The 15773-nt window shown below is 52.9% G+C and carries 16 protein-coding genes; 2 read left to right on the top strand and 14 right to left on the bottom strand.

What is annotated here, in order from left to right; genetic code table 11:
* Nucleotides 1-109: 109 nt before the first annotated feature.
* The 4 genes from tnpA to OGY68_RS02850 form a co-directional block, all read right to left on the bottom strand.
* Complete coding sequence (gene tnpA, locus OGY68_RS02865; protein WP_057069660.1) at nt 110-568, bottom strand: IS200/IS605 family transposase; 459 nt, start codon at nt 566-568, stop codon at nt 110-112.
* A 183-nt stretch (nt 569-751) separates the two neighbouring features.
* A complete protein-coding gene (gene nlpE / locus OGY68_RS02860) occupies nt 752-1450 on the bottom strand; it encodes an envelope stress response activation lipoprotein NlpE (RefSeq protein ID WP_286616824.1) in 699 nt (232 codons plus the stop codon).
* A 30-nt stretch (nt 1451-1480) separates the two neighbouring features.
* A complete protein-coding gene (arfB, locus tag OGY68_RS02855; protein ID WP_032942412.1) occupies nt 1481-1903 on the bottom strand; it encodes an alternative ribosome rescue aminoacyl-tRNA hydrolase ArfB in 423 nt (140 codons plus the stop codon).
* Nucleotides 1900-2445 (bottom strand): YaeQ family protein, encoded by a 546-nt coding sequence (locus OGY68_RS02850; protein WP_003018497.1) that lies wholly within the window; start codon nt 2443-2445, stop codon nt 1900-1902. Before OGY68_RS02850 ends, arfB begins: the two co-directional genes overlap by 4 nt.
* A gap of 188 nt (nt 2446-2633) precedes the next feature.
* Here OGY68_RS02850 and OGY68_RS02845 point away from each other — a divergent pair, with 188 nt between their 5' ends.
* Complete coding sequence (locus OGY68_RS02845; protein WP_003018499.1) at nt 2634-2834, top strand: YaeP family protein; 201 nt, start codon at nt 2634-2636, stop codon at nt 2832-2834.
* Entirely contained in the window at nt 2821-3081 is a 261-nt protein-coding gene (gene rof, locus OGY68_RS02840; protein ID WP_003018503.1) for a Rho-binding antiterminator, read from the top strand. The genes OGY68_RS02845 and rof overlap by 14 nt, the downstream gene beginning before the upstream one ends.
* Before the next feature lie 42 nt (nt 3082-3123).
* Here rof and tilS read toward each other — a convergent pair whose 3' ends face one another.
* From tilS to lpxD, 10 genes are all read right to left on the bottom strand, one after another.
* Nucleotides 3124-4419 carry a tRNA lysidine(34) synthetase TilS gene (tilS, locus tag OGY68_RS02835; RefSeq protein ID WP_057067888.1) on the bottom strand — a complete coding sequence of 432 codons (1296 nt, stop codon included), beginning with the start codon at nt 4417-4419 and terminating at the stop codon, nt 3124-3126.
* A 61-nt stretch (nt 4420-4480) separates the two neighbouring features.
* Nucleotides 4481-4870, bottom strand: a complete 390-nt coding sequence (locus OGY68_RS02830) for a VOC family protein (protein ID WP_003829160.1) — start codon at nt 4868-4870, stop codon at nt 4481-4483.
* Nucleotides 4871-4936: 66 nt separating this feature from the next.
* A complete protein-coding gene (gene ldcC, locus OGY68_RS02825) occupies nt 4937-7075 on the bottom strand; it encodes a lysine decarboxylase LdcC (RefSeq protein ID WP_057067890.1) in 2139 nt (712 codons plus the stop codon).
* Nucleotides 7076-7174: 99 nt separating this feature from the next.
* Nucleotides 7175-8134 carry an acetyl-CoA carboxylase carboxyl transferase subunit alpha gene (gene accA / locus OGY68_RS02820; protein ID WP_003829164.1) on the bottom strand — a complete coding sequence of 320 codons (960 nt, stop codon included), beginning with the start codon at nt 8132-8134 and terminating at the stop codon, nt 7175-7177.
* A 12-nt stretch (nt 8135-8146) separates the two neighbouring features.
* Entirely contained in the window at nt 8147-11629 is a 3483-nt protein-coding gene (dnaE, locus tag OGY68_RS02815) for a DNA polymerase III subunit alpha (protein WP_008786271.1), read from the bottom strand.
* 24 nt (nt 11630-11653) lie between these two features.
* Complete coding sequence (gene rnhB / locus OGY68_RS02810; protein ID WP_003018518.1) at nt 11654-12250, bottom strand: ribonuclease HII; 597 nt, start codon at nt 12248-12250, stop codon at nt 11654-11656.
* Nucleotides 12247-13395, bottom strand: coding sequence for a lipid-A-disaccharide synthase (gene lpxB / locus OGY68_RS02805; protein ID WP_003829168.1), 1149 nt, complete (start codon nt 13393-13395; stop codon nt 12247-12249). Before lpxB ends, rnhB begins: the two co-directional genes overlap by 4 nt.
* A complete protein-coding gene (gene lpxA / locus OGY68_RS02800; RefSeq protein WP_003018525.1) occupies nt 13395-14183 on the bottom strand; it encodes an acyl-ACP--UDP-N-acetylglucosamine O-acyltransferase in 789 nt (262 codons plus the stop codon). Before lpxA ends, lpxB begins: the two co-directional genes overlap by 1 nt.
* 3 nt (nt 14184-14186) lie before the next feature.
* Nucleotides 14187-14642, bottom strand: a complete 456-nt coding sequence (fabZ, locus tag OGY68_RS02795) for a 3-hydroxyacyl-ACP dehydratase FabZ (protein ID WP_003018528.1) — start codon at nt 14640-14642, stop codon at nt 14187-14189.
* A 103-nt stretch (nt 14643-14745) separates the two neighbouring features.
* Nucleotides 14746-15771, bottom strand: a complete 1026-nt coding sequence (lpxD, locus tag OGY68_RS02790) for a UDP-3-O-(3-hydroxymyristoyl)glucosamine N-acyltransferase (protein ID WP_003018531.1) — start codon at nt 15769-15771, stop codon at nt 14746-14748.
* Nucleotides 15772-15773 lie beyond the last annotated feature (2 nt).

The raw sequence follows: 15773 nt of genomic DNA, 5'->3' as shown, positions 1-15773 counted from the left end.
AATAAATATCCTCCGGCATAGCCGGAGGTTTTTCTGATGCGCCTATAAGGCTCTGTTACCAGCCGCGCCCTAACAGGCGCATACGATCTGACATTTGCATCAGACTTCGTTACTTACGGCCCGTAAACGGGCTACCCGGATAAGGGATCGATAACTGCTCGCCCATTTTATCCTCTGCAAGCTGGTGCTTTATGTATTCCTGTATCCTTGCTGTGTTCTTACCCACCGTATCTACGTAATACCCACGACACCAGAACTCCCTGTTCCTGTATTTAAACTTCATATCACCAAACTGCTCATACAACATCAGACTGCTTTTACCTTTCAGATAACCCATAAAACCGGATACGCTCATTTTGGGCGGGATTTCCACAAGCATATGGATATGATCTGCACAGCATTCCGCTTCCAGGATCCGCACGTTTTTCCACTCACACAGCTTTCTTAAGATGCTGCCTATCGCCCTACGTTTCTCCCCGTAGAATGCTTGTCTTCGGTATTTGGGCGCAAAAACTATGTGATATTTACAGTTCCATCGGGTGTGCGCTAAGCTCTTTTCGTCCCCCATTGGGACCCCCTTTTGATTTCTTGTTTAACCCTTGCAGTTGCCAGACCGCAAGGTGTTTTAACAAATCAAAAGGGGTTTTAATAACTGGCCCAAAGCTGAAAGCTTTCCGGAACCCCCAGCCTAGCTGGGGGTTTTCTGTGCACAACAAAAAGGCCCTGATTATCAGGGCCTTTTTTCTATCGATTAATTACACGCTTTACCAGGGATAAATTTCGCGTCTTTATCCGCCATCAACGTTTTCACTTTCTCACCCGTATCCGGGTTTGACTCCAGCGTGAAATGCGCCTCAAGCATCAACAGTACGGACTGTCCGTTTTCCGCACGAGCGGCTAAATAGTCGCGTTCAAGCTGAGCGTTATTCGCCACCGGCATCCGTTTACCCGTTGCGCAGTCGGTAAAGATTGCCGCGTCAGCCATATAGAAATACATGCCTCGCATCGGCATTGGCGTCACCGGTAAGCTGGCGGAAACCGGCTGGAGCGTGTAGTTAAACTGTGACTCAATCGGGTTACCTTCACGATCGAGCATTTCCAGCGCCTCGCCTTTAGCCCGGTAGTACGATTTTTCACCTTTGCTGTCGGTCAGCACCAGTTTGTCGGCTGTACGCGCCCATGTGCCATAAGAGGCAAATGAAGACGGTTCATCCCGCACGCCCTGATAGCGTTCGTTCATCACCCATGTACCGTCTTTTTCCAGAAACAGAGAGGTTTCAATCCCTTCGCAGTCCGCGCAAGGTAAGATGCCACGCCAGCTTTGCTGCATCGGTTTTAATTCTGCCGCCCGCGTCGGCTGTAGTACTTCAACTTCAGTACGGTTATTACAGCCGATCAAGGAAAAAAGCGTGCATGCAGCGACCACGGACAATATTGCTGTTTTCACTATCAATTCCTTATTAATTTTTATTCCCGCTCGTCAGTCTTGCGTTCGACGAACTCTCCCGCGCAGTGCTTTCACTGTGGATTTTTGCGCCTTCGATGACAACCTGCGCTCTTTCGAGGCGCGCGTAGGGCGAGTTGCCTGTCGGCTTTTTTGCACTGCGGTTAATTCTTTTATCACCGCCACCAGTCGGGAGATTGCCGCTTCCCGATTGAGCTCCTGGCTACGGTATTCCTGCGCCTTAATGATAATAATGCCATCGCCGCTAATCAGATGATGGCTGGCGGCCAGCAGGCGTTCCTTGTAATACTCTGGCAGGCTCGAGGCCCGAATGTCAAAGCGCAAATGGATAGCCGTCGAGGTCTTGTTAACGTGCTGACCACCCGCGCCTTGTGCCCGAATCGCCGTGATTTCCAGCTCATTATCAGGGATAGAGACGTTTCGGGAGAGAACAATCATGAACGCGGCTGCCACGCTGTCAGATGAATTTCCAGATTGTTCTGAGAGTCGGACAGCCAAATAGCGCCGTCCTGAATAGTCGCCTGCAGCGCCATTGTACGACCAGCAAAATCACTCAGTTGCGCCAGCTGTTCATCATCCAGATACCACACGGTGAGATTTTTAAACTGCGCACATTTGTTCTGGTTTTGCTGCCACCAGATCTGAGCCGCACGGCTGTTGTAGGCAAACAGAGCAACCTCACCAGACTGGGTACAGGCTTTCTTGATACGGCGCTCATCCGGCAGACCCAGCTCAATCCAAAGATCGATGCCCAGATGGTCGTTACGCAGCCATGCTTCAGGCTCGTCTTCCGCACTCAGGCCACGCGTGAACTGCAGCCGTTCATCGGCATATTTAATCCAGGCCAGCAGGCGCAGCATCATGCGCTCCTGGGTTTCAGAGGGGTGACGCGCCAGCGTCAAGGCCGCGTCAAGAAACTGGTTGCGGTCAAGATCCGCTACGTTGACGACGGCTTTATAAATTGTCGCTTTAAGCGCCATGGGAGAACTCCTTTCGAATCAGGCGCACATTGTAGCGAAAACTGCGGCAAAAGGCTGCTAACTGCTCATCTATCAAGGCGCTGATATTGCTTGAATGAGTATGGTATAGTCACCTTGCTAAACAGAGTTTATCTTCGTAGGCTTAGACTTGCATCCACGGTTAAGTCAGAGTGCTGACAGGAGGGCATGTGGAAAAATATTGTGAGTTAATACGCAAGCGGTACGCGGAAATCGCCAGCGGAGACTTAGGGTATATCCCGGATGCGCTGGGTTGCGTATTGAAGGTGCTTAATGAAGTGGCGGCAGACAGCGCCCTTCCAGAGTCGGTCAGGGAAAAAGCGGCCTATGCTGCCGCGAACTTACTGGTGAGCGATTATGTCAATGAATGAAACGTATCAACCCATCAATTGCGATGATTACGACAATCTTGAACTCGCCTGCCAGCACCATTTGTTACTGACGCTGGCGTTAAAAGATGGCGAAGTTTTGCAGGCGAAAGCGAACGACCTGGTTTCACGCAAAAACGTGGAGTATCTGGTCGCAGATGTCGCAGGTGAAACCCGGGAGCTTCGCCTCGACAAAATTGCCAGCTTCAGCCACCCGCAGATCGGTACCGTGGTGGTCAGCGAATCCTGATTATTTTGGTGCCGGATGACGGTGCAAAGCACCTTATCCGGCCTACTTTCCACGCCAAACCAGACTCACGCCTTCTTCATCTTCCGCCGCTCCCTCACGCGTCACGAAAACACCAGCAGCCGCAATCAACGTTTCGCCGTAAAACAGCAGCGGTGTGGTATCTCGTCGCCAGGGCGGGATCCCCTGCTCCTGCCAGATTTTCTTTAATTTCCGTCCACCGTTACGCCCGACAATATGCAATAACCCTGGTGCTTTGAAACGAATGCTGACGGCTTCATCCGCTTGCGGCATGCGCAATTCACCCGCAGAAATTAACTGAACCGAACCCAATCCGGCAGGCAGCGCCAACGGTGTTTTCCACTCTAACCATGGGATAACGGTTTCGCTTTGCCCATCGACTGACTTCACCCACCACAGCTGTGACTGATAACGACGGACCTCGTACTCCCCGAGGCGAAAACAGGGTGAGGCATCTTCCCGCGCCAGCGCCACTTCCTGCCAGATTCGTTCCAGTCCATCACGAGAAGGCATCGGCGCATTTAACCCCGCAAGCCAGCGACGAAGCAGCGCGGCACGACGCACGTCGCTCATCATCATTAACGGTACCAGTAGCAGTGTGCCGTGGGCTGTGATGCAATCGGCTAAATCGCTGGCCAGCAGTTCATCCAGTAAACTCTCCTGCTCAGCACACAGCGCGGCGCTGCGGGCTACGGCTTGCGCGAAGTGCGGCCAGCGCTGTTGCAGCAATGGGGTAACGCGCAATCTGAGGAAATTGCGATCGTAGGTATCATCCTGATTGCTTTCATCTTCAATCCAGCATAATTCATGCTGCCGCGCCCATGCTTCAAGCGCCTCACGCGTTTGCGCCAGCAGCGGTCGAATCAGCTGAGTTCCGGCGAACGGTGAACATTCCCCCATGGCGGAAAGTCCGGCAGGGCCGCTGCCGCGCTTAAGCGCCAGCAGAAAGGTTTCACACTGGTCATCGAGATGCTGGGCAGTCATTAGCACCTCGCCCGGTAGTAAGGTCTGCGCAAATGCCTGATAGCGCGCGCGTCGTGCCTGAGCTTCGATGCCCAGACCATCATCCTCAAGGTGTACCCGCTCAACCACCAGCGGCACCTGCCACTGCATACATACTGACTCACAGTGCTGCACCCAACTGTCTGCATGTGAGCTTAATCCGTGATGAATATGGATTGCGCGTAAAGCGACCTCAGGATGCTGCACTCGCCACTGCACCAGTTGATGCAGGAGTACGGTTGAGTCCAGCCCGCCGCTAAAGGCGACCAAAATCGATTGAGAATTCAGCAGTGAAGTGTTCAGCGTGAGTGTCGTCATGATGGTTACTTACAATGGCATTGCCCGGCACGTTACCGGGCTAACGCCACAATGACAAGCCTTACAGCTCGTACAGTTCGAGGGGCAATCCGTCCGGATCGTTGAAAAACGTAAAGCGTTTACCGGTAAATGGATCGATACGTATGGATTCACACTTCACGTGGTGTGCTTCCAGATGCGCGATCGACTTTTCCACATCCTCCACGCTGAACGCCAGATGACGCAAACCGCAGGCTTCCGGTCGGCTCGGACGGCAAGGTGGAAACGGGAAAGAAAAAAGCTCAATCACATACTGGCCGTTCAATGCCAGATCGCCTTTCCACGAATCTCTCTCTTCCCGATAGGCTTCGCTCATCAGTGTAAAGCCAAGCACATCGCAGTAAAATGCCTTACTTGCCGCGTAGTCCGTCGCAATAATGGCAATATGGTGAACCTGTTTTAATCCCAGCATAGCGTCATCGCCTCTTTCATTTTTCTGTCAGCACGTTACTCGTACGCCTTAGGGTCAGGCAAGTCGTTATGCCATTTTTAAGACTCTCACGCGATACACACCATCCTCGCCCAGTTTAGCGCCATGGATATCGGTTTCAAATCCCGGGTAGCGCTGCCCCACTGAACACAGCATCAGAAGAAAATCGAGGACAGCCCGGCTTTTGGCAGTGATCATTTCCCCGGGCATCAAGAGCGGCACGCCTGGAGGATAAGGCAGGATCATATTGGCGGACACGCGTCCTACCAGTTGATCAAGCGCCACGGTTTCCACCTCACCTTTGATCTGCCGCTGCCAGGCCTGGTGCGGTGTCATTTTCATTTCCGGCAAGGTATCAAATGCCCGCAGCATCAGTCCGGAGAGATCGTGCTGGCGGATCAGCTTATGGATCCCCTGTGCCAGATCCTGAATACGCATATTGCGATAGAAATCGGGATCTTCAGCATACAGATCCGGCAGCATATTTTTCACGCGTAAATTCAGATCGTACGAGCGCTTAAATTCCGTCAGGCCACGTAGCAGCCCCATCGCCCGGGTCTTATCTATGCCAATACTGAACAGGAACAACAGGTTATACGGTCCCGTTTTTTCGACGACGACGCCGCGTTCATCAAGGAATTTCGCCACCAGCGCCGCGGGGATCCCCTCTTCGCTCATATTTCCCTGTTCATCCATTCCCGGCGTCAGAATCGTGACCTTCACCGGGTCGAGGAACATGTGGTCGGCATCAGCATCAACAAATCCGTGCCAGTCTTCACCTGGCGCTACCGGCCAACATTCTGCTTCATCGACCTTTTCCGGCTGCCAGATATCAAAGAACCAGCCATCCGACTCTTCGCGCAGACGCTGCACTTCTTTACGGAAATGCAGCGCCCGTTCCACCGAACGATTGATTAACCGCTTGCCGGAATTGCCACGCAGCATTGCCGCCGCCGTTTCTATCGACGCCACAATCGGATAGCTCGGAGACGTGGAGGTGTGCATCATAAAGGCTTCGTTGAACGTGTCTTCATCATAGTCACCCTTAATGTGGATCAGCGAAGCCTGTGACAACGCCGCCAGCATCTTGTGGGTGGACTGGGTTTCAAATATCACCTTTCCCGGTACCCGTTCGCCGCTCATCCCGCTTTTCCCCTGATAGATCGGATGAAAATGGGTATACGGCACCCAGGCTGAATCAAAATGGATGGAGGGCACATCCAGGGTTTGCTTGATCCAGTTGGTGTTATAAAGCAGCCCGTCATAGGTGGAGTTGGTGATCACCGCGTGTACCGGCCATTGCGCCTGAGTCGTCTCTTCTACCTTGCGTTCAATACTTGCATGGGTAAATTCCCGACGGGGTATACCGCCGAGGATCCCCAACGCGTTACGCGTAGGCTTCAACCAGATTGGCACCACATCGCTCATCATCAGCAAATGCGCCAGCGACTTATGGCAGTTGCGGTCAATCAGTAGCGTACTTCCTGCAGGCGCAGCATACATACCGACAATCTTGTTCGATGTCGAGGTGCCGTTAGTCACCATATAGCTCTGTTCGGCACCAAAGGTGCGAGCGATGTACTCCTCCGCGTCGAGATGTGGTCCGGTATGATCAAGCAATGAGCCCAGTTCGGTTACGGAAATGGACACGTCGGCTTTCAGCGTATTGCCGCCAAAGAAATCATAGAACAGGCAGCCGACCGGGCTTTTCTGGTACGCCGTCCCCGCCATGTGCCCGGGCGTACAGAAGGTATACTTTCCTTCCTTCACATAGGTAAACAGCGCCTTGGTGAACGGAGGCGTGATGTTATCGAGGTATTCGCTGGTGTACTGGCGAATGCGGGTGGCAATGTCTTCAGACTGACCCAGCGCATACTCAAAAAACCACAGCGCCATGCGCAGGTCGTGCGCACTGACATCCATCGTCGAATGGGTATTAATAAAGGCGTAGAGCGGGAGATACTCGTTGAGCTGGTTGATGTCACTGCACAGCTCCAGGCTATATTCATCCCAGTCAAAAATGACGCCGCAAATTCGCGGGTTGTGTTCGATAAACTTCAGCAGGTCGACACTATTCTGCGGCCAGATAATCTGAAATCCCTGCTGTTGCAGCGCACGCTCAAGTTCCTTGATGGGCTCATCTTTATAAAAGACGCCATGCGGTCCCATGATGGCAATGATATTCATGCGTTCCTCCTGGAAAAACCTTAGTTAATCATAGCCTGGTCAAACCGCAGGTAAAAAAAAGGGCCACAACGTAGTGGCCCTTTTCAGAATAAATGCAGTTTACGCGTAACCGTAGCTCATCAGACGCTGGTAACGACGGTTTTTCAGATCGTCTTTGCTTAACACGTCGAGATCGGCGAGATCGGCCAGCAGCTGTGCTTTCAGGGACGCAGCCATCACTTCCGGATTGCGGTGTGCACCGCCTAACGGTTCCGGAATGATAGAGTCGATAAGCTTCAGCTCTTTCAGACGCGGGGCAACAATTCCCATCGCTTCTGCGGCCAGCGGTGCTTTGTCGGCGCTTTTCCACAGAATGGAAGCACAACCTTCCGGGGAGATAACGGAATAGGTGCTGTATTGCAGCATATTCACTTTATCGCCTACACCGATCGCCAGCGCGCCACCGGAACCACCTTCACCGATAACGGTGCAGATTACCGGTACGCTCAGACGCGACATTTCACGCAGGTTGCGCGCGATCGCTTCTGACTGACCACGCTCTTCCGCGCCCACGCCCGGGTAAGCCCCTGGGGTGTCGATGAAGGTAATGATCGGCATGTTGAAACGCTCGGCCATTTCCATCAGACGCAGCGCTTTGCGATAGCCTTCCGGCGCTGGCATGCCGAAATTACGGCGAATCTTTTCTTTGGTCTCACGGCCTTTCTGATGACCAATGATCATCACCGGACGGCCATCCAGACGCGCGATACCGCCGACAATAGCTTTATCATCCGCATAGGCACGATCGCCCGCCAGCTCATCAAATTCATCAAACGCCAGGCGGACATAATCCAGGGTGTACGGACGCTGTGGATGGCGCGCCAGTTGGGCTACCTGCCATGCGCCAAGATCGGCGAAGATTTTACGCGTCAGTTCTACGCTTTTTTCACGCAGACGATGCACTTCTTCATCGATGTTAATATCCAGTTTCTCATCCTGACGGCTAACCGCAGTCAAAGAATCGATTTTTGCTTCCAGCTCTGCAATCGGCTGTTCAAAATCAAGGAAATTCAGACTCATAGTATTCCTGTATTAGTCAAACTCCAGTTCCACCTGCTCCGAACCAATAAGGCCACGGAGATCGTTTAGCAAACGATCGCTCGGAGAGACACGCCACGTCGCGCCAAAACGCAACCGCGCACGTGCATCCGCCCTCTGATAGTAGAGATGTACTGGAATTGTCCCCGAGCGGTGGGGTTCCAGAGACTGACGGAGTCGGTTTAAAAGCTGGTCATCAATTTGCCTGTCCGTCAGCGAGATAGCAAGCCCGCGAGCATATTTTTCCCGGGCTTCGTCAATATCCATGACTTCACGGGCCATCATTTTAAGCCCGCCGCTGAAGTCATCAAAGCTGACCTGTCCGCTGACGATAAGTATGCGGTCTTTTTCCAGCAATTGCTGGTATTTATCCAGAGCATCGGTAAACAACATAACTTCCAGACGTCCGGAACGGTCATCCAGTGTACAGATGCCGATACGATTGCCGCGCTTGGTGACCATTACCCGCGCAGCAATGACGAGCCCCGCAGCCGTGGTGACTTTACCACGTTCTGTCGGATGCATGTCTTTCAGCCTGTAGCCTCCGACATAGCGCTCAATTTCTTTTAAATACTGGTTGATGGGGTGCCCCGTCAGGTAAAGCCCCAACGTTTCACGCTCACCATCTAATACCACCTGCTCCGGCCACGGTTGGCAACTGGCATAGGATTGTTCAATTTGCTCCGGTTCTTCCGCCAGCACGCCAAACATATCGGCCTGACCGATAGCTTCGGCTTTTGCATGCTGATCGGCGGCTTTTAGCGCATCGTTGAGCGAATTCATCAACGCCGCCCGATGCGGGCCAAGGCGATCAAACGCCCCGGACATAATTAGCTTTTCCAACACCCGGCGGTTAAGTTTTTTGATATCCGTGCGCGCGCAGAGATCAAACAGCTCACGGAAGTAACCGCCTTCGTTACGCGCCTCAATAATAGCTTCAATTGGTCCTTCACCCACGCCTTTTATCGCGCCGATGCCATAAACAATCTCGCCATCATCATTCACGTGAAAATGGTAAAGCCCGGAGTTGATATCCGGCGGCAGGATTTTGAGTCCCATACGCCAGCATTCATCTACCAGCCCGACCACTTTTTCAGTGTTATCCATATCGGCGGTCATTACCGCCGCCATAAACTCAGCAGGATAATGCGCCTTCAGCCACAGCGTCTGGTAAGAGACAAGCGCATAGGCTGCGGAGTGCGATTTGTTAAATCCGTAACCGGCGAATTTCTCCACCAGGTCAAAGATTTTCATCGCCAGTTCGCCGTCTACGCCGCGCTTTTTCGCCCCTTCTTCAAAGGTGCCGCGCTGCTTAGCCATCTCTTCCGGCTTTTTCTTACCCATCGCACGACGCAGCATATCCGCGCCGCCAAGGGTGTACCCGGACAACTCCTGGGCAATCTGCATAACCTGTTCCTGATACAGGATAATGCCGTAGGTCGGCTCCAGTACCGGTTTCAGACACTCATGCTGCCATTGTACGTCCGGGTAGGAAATCTCTTCGCGACCATGCTTACGGTCGATAAAGTTATCTACCATCCCCGACTGTAGCGGACCTGGGCGGAACAGAGCCACCAGTGCGATCATGTCTTCGAAGCAGTCAGGCTGCAGACGTTTGATCAGGTCTTTCATACCGCGGGATTCAAGCTGGAAGACCGCCGTGGTCTCCGAGCGTTGCAGCATATCGAAGCTTTTCTTGTCATCCAGCGGGATAGCCGCAATATCCAGCGGTGGCTCACCGTTCTTTTCACGGCGCGCGTTGATCATTTCCAGCGCCCAGTTGATGATGGTGAGCGTACGCAGGCCGAGGAAGTCGAACTTCACAAGACCGGCATATTCCACGTCGTTCTTATCAAACTGAGTAACCGGGTGCAGCCCCTGCTCATCGCAGTACAGAGGCGCAAAATCAGTAATTTTTGTCGGTGCGATAACCACACCACCGGCGTGCTTACCAGCGTTACGCGTGACGCCTTCCAGCTTACGCGCCATATCGATCAGCGCTTTAACCTCTTCATCTGCCTCATAGATTTCTGGCAGTTGGGGTTCGGCTTCAAAGGCTTTTGCCAGCGTCATGCCCGGGTCGGGCGGCACCAGTTTCGAAATACGGTCAACGAAACCGTACGGATGCCCCAGCACGCGGCCCACGTCGCGGATAACCGCTTTTGCAGCCATCGTACCAAAGGTAATAATCTGCGAAACCGCATCACGACCGTACATTTCCGCCACGTGCTCGATAACCTGGTCGCGTTTCTCCATACAGAAGTCAACGTCGAAGTCGGGCATTGAGACACGTTCCGGGTTAAGGAAACGTTCGAACAGCAGGTCAAACTCCAGCGGGTCGAGATCGGTAATTTTCAGCGCATAGGCGACAAGTGAGCCAGCGCCGGAACCACGTCCCGGGCCTACCGGTACGCCGTTATCTTTCGACCACTGGATAAATTCCATAACGATCAGGAAGTAGCCAGGGAATCCCATCTGGTTGATAACTTTAAGTTCAACTTCCAGACGTTCATCGTAAGGCGGGCGCTTCTGCGCACGAACTTCAGGGTCAGGGAACAAAAATTCGAGACGTTCTTCCAGCCCTTCGCGTGATTTCGCCACGAGGAAATCCTCGGTGGTCATATCGCCGGTCGGGAACTGCGGCAGGAAGTATTCGCCCAGACGCACCGTCACGTTGCAGCGTTTGGCTATCTCGACGGTGTTTTGCAGTGCTTCCGGAATATCGGAGAACAGCTCGCACATCTCATCTTCGCTGCGCATGTACTGCTGCGGCGAATAGTTACGCGGGCGTTTCGGGTCATCAAGGGTGAACCCGTCGTGGATCGCTACGCGGATTTCATGCGCATCGAAATCTCCGGTTTCCAGGAAGCGGACATCGTTAGTCGCCACCACCGGTAGACCACGCGTTTCGGCTAGCGCTACAGCTGCGTGCAGATAATTTTCTTCATCTTGCCTGCCGGTGCGAATCAGTTCGAGGAAATAGCAATTGGGAAAATGTTCTTCGTAAAACGCCACGCACTCGTCAACCAGTGCGCTATTGCCGCGCAGCAGGCTGCGTCCGACATCGCCCATGCGACCGCCGGAGAGCAAAATCAAACCTTCTTTTAGCTCAACCAACCAGTCCCGGTCGATAACCGGTCCTTCTGCGCCATAGCCGCGCTGATAGGCTTTCGAAATCAACAACGTCAGGTTCTGATAGCCGGTATTATTTGCGGCCAGCACGGTGAGCTGCGTGAGTTCATCACCCAACAGCTCACTGCGGACATGAAAATCTGCGCCAACTATCGGCTTGATACCCGCGCCGTGGCCCGCTCCGTAAAACTTCACCAGACCACACAGGTTGGTAAAATCGGTGATCGCCAGCGCAGGCATGCCTAACGCGGCCGCCTTTTTCACCAGCGGCCCGGTTTTCGCCAGCCCATCGATCATGGAGTAGTCGCTGTGCACCCGTAGGTGGACGAAACGTGGTTCAGACATCTTCAGATTCCTTCGACACAAGAATCAGGACGAGAGTCCCAGTGCGCGTTTGACGGGGCCAAAGCTGCGGCGATGGTGCTCAGTCGCACCATGCAGTGCCAATTTTTCCAGATGAAATGCGGTTGGATAACCTTTGTGCTGTGCAAAACCATACTGTGGAAAAACCGTATCCAGCGCCGCCATTTCAGCGTCACGGGTCACTTTTGCCAGAATCGATGCGGCGCTAATCTCCGCCACGCGGCTATCACCTTTGACCACCGCCATCGACGGTACCGGTAATGCCGGGCAACGATTGCCGTCAATCAGCACGTATTCAGGCGCAATATGCAGACCCGCAACCGCACGCTGCATGGCCAGCATGGTGGCATGCAAAATGTTCAGCTCGTCGATTTCATGCGGTTCCGCCCGACCCAGGCTCCAGCTTAACGCTTTTTCTTTAATTTCATCAAACAGCGCCAGGCGACGTTTTTCTGACAGTTTTTTTGAGTCGTTAAGACCGATAATAGGGCGAGCCGGATCCAGAATGACGGCAGCAGTGACGACTGCGCCAACCAAAGGGCCGCGCCCGACTTCATCCACACCCGCGACTAAATGCGTATGCGGATACACAAATTCAATCATTGCGCTAACTCCAGGACCGCATCCGCCGCCTGCTCATCAGCATTGCAACGGATCTGCTGGTGCAGTTCACGGAATGTGTCGTGCATCGCATGGCTGGTTTTACCATTTGCCAGCAACGGCAACAGCGCTTGCGACAGCGCCTGCGGTTCACACTCTTCCTGCAACAGCTCTTTAACCAGTTCTCTTCCCGCCAGCAGGTTAGGTAGCGAAACGTAATCCGTTTTCACCAGGCGCTTCGCCAGCCAAAAGGTGAAGGGTTTCATACGGTAGCCAACCACCATCGGGCATTTTGCCAGCATACATTCCAGCGCGGCGGTACCTGAAGCCAGCAGTGCGGCATCGCTGGCCACCATTGCTTCACGTCCCATCCCATTGAGCAGATGTACAGAAAGCTCCGGTGCAACTTCCGCTTTAATGCGTTCAAACTGCTCGCGACGTTTGGCATTCACCAACGGCACCACCACTTCGAGATCCGGATAATGCTGGCGTAATAGCTGCGCCGTTTTCAGAAAATCGGCGCTGAGCATCTCCACTTCTGCACCACGGCTTCCTGGCAGTAGCGCCAGGCAGTGAGCGTCATGAGGAATACCCAGAACATCACGGGCCGCATTTTTATCCGGGTCCAACGGCATGGCATCTGCCATGGTATGACCGATAAAGCGGCACGGGACGTTAAATTTGTCATAAAACGCCTTTTCGAAAGGCAGAAAGGCCAGCACCATGTTGGTGGATCTGCCTATTTTGAAAACGCGTTTCTGTCGCCACGCCCAGACGGACGGACTGACATAATGAATGGTTTTAATGCCCTGTTTTTTCAAGTTCCCTTCGAGGGTAATATTGAAATCAGGCGCATCAATGCCGACGAAAACATCCGGCTTTAAGTCGGTGAATCGGCGAGTGAGGTCGGCACGAATATGCAGTAAACGGCGCAGGCGTCCGAGCACTTCAACAATGCCCATGACCGCCAGCTCTTCCATTTCGTACCAGGCTTCACAGCCTTCAGCCTGCATCAGCGGACCCGCCACGCCAACAAAGCGCGCATTGGGAACGCGAGCCTTGAGTGCACGGATTAACCCTGCACCAAGAATATCGCCGGAGGTTTCTCCGGCGACGAGGGCAATCGTTAAAGGACGCTGTTCAGTCATTAACGAATCAGGCCACGCGTTGAGCGTTCAAAGAAGTCGCTGAAAGCCTGAACTTCGGGGTACTGTTTCGCCAGTTCCGCGATTTCTGGTTTCACTTCTTCCAGCGTTTTACCGCTACGGTACAACGCTTTGTAGGCGTTACGAATCGCGGTAATCGCTTCGCGGGTGAATCCACGACGCTTCAGACCTTCGATATTGACGCCAAACGGCGTCGCGTGGTTGCCCTGGGCGATAACGTACGGAGGCACGTCCTGGGCTACACCAGAACAGCCGCCAACCATCACATGAGCACCGATGATGCAGAACTGATGCACCGCAGTCATGCCGCCGATGATAACAAAATCATCAAGCGAAACATGTCCGGCAAGCGTGGCGTTATTCGCAAGAATACAGCGGTTGCCTACCGTACAATCATGCGCGACGTGCGCATTAATCATCAGTAAGTTATCGCTGCCCACCTTCGTCACTCCACCGCCCTGCACTGTGCCACGATGAATGGTGACGCTTTCGCGGATGCGGTTGCGATCGCCAATTTCCACACGGGTCGGTTCACCAGCATATTTAAGATCCTGGTTAACTTCACCGATGGAGGCAAACTGATAGATCTCGTTATCGCGACCAATTTTTGTATGGCCATTCACGACAACGTGAGACTTCAGTACGGTACCCTCACCAATTTCAACATGGGGTCCAACAATACAAAATGGGCCAATGTGAGCATTGGCACCAATGCTGGCGCCCTCTTCTACAATGGCGGTCGGGTGAATAAAGGCGGATTTATCAATCACGTATCAGGCCTCCCGGCTACGGGCACACATCATCGTTGCTTCGCACACAACTTTACCGTCGACCAGCGCAACCCCTTTAAAACGGGTCAGGCCACGGCGCGTTTTCTCGAAAGTCACTTCCATGATCATCTGATCGCCAGGCACAACAGGACGCTTAAAGCGTGCTTCATCAATACCCGCGAAATAATACAGTTCGCCTGGTTCCAGTTTTCCTACGCTTTTAAACGCGAGGATACCGGTAGCCTGTGCCATCGCTTCCAGAATCAATACGCCAGGGAAAATAGGTTTACCCGGGAAGTGGCCCTGAAAGAAAGGCTCGTTAACGGATACATTTTTCACTGCGCGCAGAAAACGACCTTCTTCAAAATCCAGCACGCGGTCAACCAGCAGAAACGGAAAACGGTGCGGCAGAAGTTCTAAAATCTCTTCAATATGCAGAGTATGAGTGTTAGTAGTCAAAATACTCTTCCTGTCAAAATATACTAAAAGGCAATAATAACACGGCCTGTCGCAATCGTATGAATGGGACAGGCCGAAAAGTCAGACATGCAAAAACGGTGCTTTAGTCTTGTTGATTAACCTTGCGCTCAATCGCTTTGAGGCGCTTGCTCATATCATCAATATTCATCACCAGTGCAGCTGTTTTACGCCATACCTTGTTGGGTTGTAGCGGAATGCCTGAGGAGTAGACGCCAGGTTCAGTGATAGGACGCATCACCATACCCATGCCAGTTACCGTAACTTTGTCGCATATTTCCATATGCCCATTGATCACACTGGCACCGCCAATCATGCAATAACGGCCAATCTTCAGGCTACCCGCCATAATGACGCCACCGGCTACCGCCGTATTGTCGCCAATCACAACGTTATGCGCAATCTGGCACTGGTTATCAATGATAACACCATTACCGATCACAGTATCGTCCAGAGCACCACGGTCAATGGTGGTACAAGCGCCGATCTCGACGCGATCGCCGATAATCACGCGACCAAGCTGGGGGATCTTCACCCAGTTACCACGATCGTTCGCGTAACCAAATCCATCAGATCCAACGACAGTGCTGGACTGGATCAGGCAATTTTCACCGATCTGGATGTCGTGGTAAATCGTCACATTCGCCCACAAGCGTGAACCTGCACCGATTTTGGTATTTTTTCCGACGAAGCAGCCTGCACCGATAACCACGTTATCGCCCAGTTCTACGCCAGACTCAATGACCGCATTTGCGCCCACAGAGACATTATTACCCAGCTTCGCCGTTGCATCGATCACTGCACTGGGTGCAATGTTCTGTGCAGGCTGAGGCGTGGTATCTAAAATTTGCGCCATACGTGCATAGGTCAGGTAGGGATTCTTCACTACCAGCGCCGCACTCTTAGCAAAAGGAAGATCGTCCTGCGTCATCACAACGGCAGACGCCTGGCATACGCCTAAATGTTCACGGTATTTAGGATTCACCATGAACGTGATATTGCCAGTTTGCGCAGATTGCATGGACGCTACGCCGGTGATGACGATATCGCCATCACCGTGTAATTCTGCATCCAACTGCTCTGCTAAATCAGCCAGTCGAATTGAAGGCATTA

Origin of the sequence: Citrobacter sp. Cpo065, from assembly GCF_030332805.1 — a bacterium.
GTDB lineage: Bacteria > Pseudomonadota > Gammaproteobacteria > Enterobacterales > Enterobacteriaceae > Citrobacter > Citrobacter portucalensis.
This window is presented reverse-complemented; position numbering and strand designations above follow the sequence as displayed.

What these genes read in the sequence shown, in the direction of transcription:
- rof (WP_003018503.1), top strand. Translation starts at nt 2,821, where the DNA reads ATGTCAATGAATGAAACGTATCAACCCATCAATTGCGATGATTACGAC.
- OGY68_RS02830 (WP_003829160.1), bottom strand. Translation starts at nt 4,870, where the DNA reads ATGCTGGGATTAAAACAGGTTCACCATATTGCCATTATTGCGACGGAC.
- lpxB (WP_003829168.1), bottom strand. Translation starts at nt 13,395, where the DNA reads ATGACTGAACAGCGTCCTTTAACGATTGCCCTCGTCGCCGGAGAAACC.
- arfB (WP_032942412.1), bottom strand. Translation starts at nt 1,903, where the DNA reads ATGATTGTTCTCTCCCGAAACGTCTCTATCCCTGATAATGAGCTGGAA.
- dnaE (WP_008786271.1), bottom strand. Translation starts at nt 11,629, where the DNA reads ATGTCTGAACCACGTTTCGTCCACCTACGGGTGCACAGCGACTACTCC.
- rnhB (WP_003018518.1), bottom strand. Translation starts at nt 12,250, where the DNA reads ATGATTGAATTTGTGTATCCGCATACGCATTTAGTCGCGGGTGTGGAT.
- lpxD (WP_003018531.1), bottom strand. Translation starts at nt 15,771, where the DNA reads ATGCCTTCAATTCGACTGGCTGATTTAGCAGAGCAGTTGGATGCAGAA.
- accA (WP_003829164.1), bottom strand. Translation starts at nt 8,134, where the DNA reads ATGAGTCTGAATTTCCTTGATTTTGAACAGCCGATTGCAGAGCTGGAA.
- ldcC (WP_057067890.1), bottom strand. Translation starts at nt 7,075, where the DNA reads ATGAATATCATTGCCATCATGGGACCGCATGGCGTCTTTTATAAAGAT.
- tilS (WP_057067888.1), bottom strand. Translation starts at nt 4,419, where the DNA reads ATGACGACACTCACGCTGAACACTTCACTGCTGAATTCTCAATCGATT.
- OGY68_RS02850 (WP_003018497.1), bottom strand. Translation starts at nt 2,445, where the DNA reads ATGGCGCTTAAAGCGACAATTTATAAAGCCGTCGTCAACGTAGCGGAT.
- tnpA (WP_057069660.1), bottom strand. Translation starts at nt 568, where the DNA reads ATGGGGGACGAAAAGAGCTTAGCGCACACCCGATGGAACTGTAAATAT.